Source organism: Streptomyces sp. NRRL F-4489 (genome assembly GCF_001509485.1).
In the GTDB taxonomy this organism is placed as follows: Bacteria; Actinomycetota; Actinomycetes; order Streptomycetales; family Streptomycetaceae; genus Streptomyces.
Window position 1 is genome coordinate 1 of the sequence record NZ_LLZI01000155.1, and the last position, 1592, is coordinate 1592.

The window sequence follows — 1592 nt, forward strand, 5'->3', positions numbered from 1 at the left end:
CCACCACCCTGGCCCCCAACTCCCTCCCACCCGGCCGCAGTTGGCGTACCGTCACCGCAACCGGGCCCCGCCCCCCACCGCCCGCTCGCCGAACGCCTGCCCAGCACCCGCGTCATGGCCGCCGCGGCCGGCCTGATCCTCGGCATCGGCCTCATCGGCGGCGCCGCGGCCGGCAGCTGGCTCACCGACGCCCCCGCCCACGGCGCCCCCGCGCCCGAAGCCGTCTTCGCCAAGGGCCGGGACGCCTGGCGCAACACCCCCGCCGACACCCTCTTCCCGCGCACCGTCCAGGGCCTGGCCGCCGGCCCCGGCGGCGCCGACCGCACCTGGACCCGGATCGCCGTCGCCCCCGACACCGACTGCTCCACCACCTACGAGGGCCCGCTCGCCCGGGAACTCGCCCCGGCCGGCTGCGCCCGCCTGCTGCGCGCCACCTACGTCGACGCCACCCGCACCGCCGTGATCACCGTCGGCGCGCAGACCACCACGGCCGACCACACGGGGATGATGAACCTCAACGCCCGCTTCAGCACCAAGGACCTGGGCACCCGCAAGGACCTGATGCCGCTGCCGCTGGCCGCCAAGGGCACCCCGGCCGAGAACTTCGGCCCGGACCAGCGCGCCAGCTGGACGGTGCGGGTCCTCACCGAGATACCGGTCGTGGTCTACGCCGTCTCCGGCTTCGCGGACGGCCGTACGGTCACCGACCCGCAGCCCGCCGACGCCGCGGTCCAGCCCGGCACCACCACCGCCCCCGCCGAGTCCGGGCTCGGCCACGACGCCAAGGGCCTCGCCGACAAGATCAGCGCGACCTTCCGCACCGCCTCCGGCCTCCCCGCGCAGCCCACCGAGGAAGCACCGTGACCAAGAGCGCCGTGATCAAGCACGTCCTCCGGGCGGCGTCCGTCGCACTGGCCTCCGCCGCGCTCGCCGTCCTGCCCTCCGTCCCCGCCCGGGCGGACGCCATCCGCGCCCAGGAATGGGGCCTGGCGGCCATCCATGCCCAGGACGCCTGGCAGACCACCAAGGGCGCCGGCGTCACCGTCGCCGTCCTCGACACCGGCGTCGACGCCGACCACCCCGACCTCCAGGGCCAGGTCCTGCCCGGCCAGGACCTGATCGGCTTCGGCGCCCGCCCCGGCGACGACAGCTGGGCCCAGCACGGCACCGGTATGGCCAGCGTCATCGCCGGACACGGCCACGGCGCCGGCCGCTCCGACGGCGTCCTCGGGGTCGCGCCCGAGGCCAAGATCCTTCCGGTCCGGGTGATCCTGGAGGACCGCGACCCGGAGCGGCGCCGCGCCCGCGACCAGAAGTCCGGCGCGCTCGCCGACGGCATCCGCTGGGCCGCCGACCACGGCGCCGACGTGATCAACATGTCGCTGGGCGACGACAGCGAGACCGCCCACCCCGACCCCCGCGAGGACGCCGCGATCCAGTACGCCCTCGGCAAGGGCATCCCGGTCGTCGCCTCGGCCGGCAACGGCGGCGAGAAGGGCAACCACGTCTCGTACCCCGCCGCGTACCCCGGCGTCATCGCCGCCACCGCCGTCACCCACCTGGACGACCGCGCCCCCTTCTCCACCCGCCAC

General features: G+C 76.2%; 2 protein-coding genes. Both read left to right on the plus strand.

What is annotated here, in order from left to right; translation table 11 throughout:
- The coding region (locus ADL22_RS13850; protein ID WP_420711560.1) for a hypothetical protein at nt 1-864 on the plus strand (864 nt) is incomplete at its 5' end.
- 11 nt (nt 865-875) lie between these two features.
- Nucleotides 876-1592 (plus strand): S8 family serine peptidase (locus ADL22_RS13855; protein WP_159048659.1); only part of this gene is annotated, 717 nt, incomplete at its 3' end.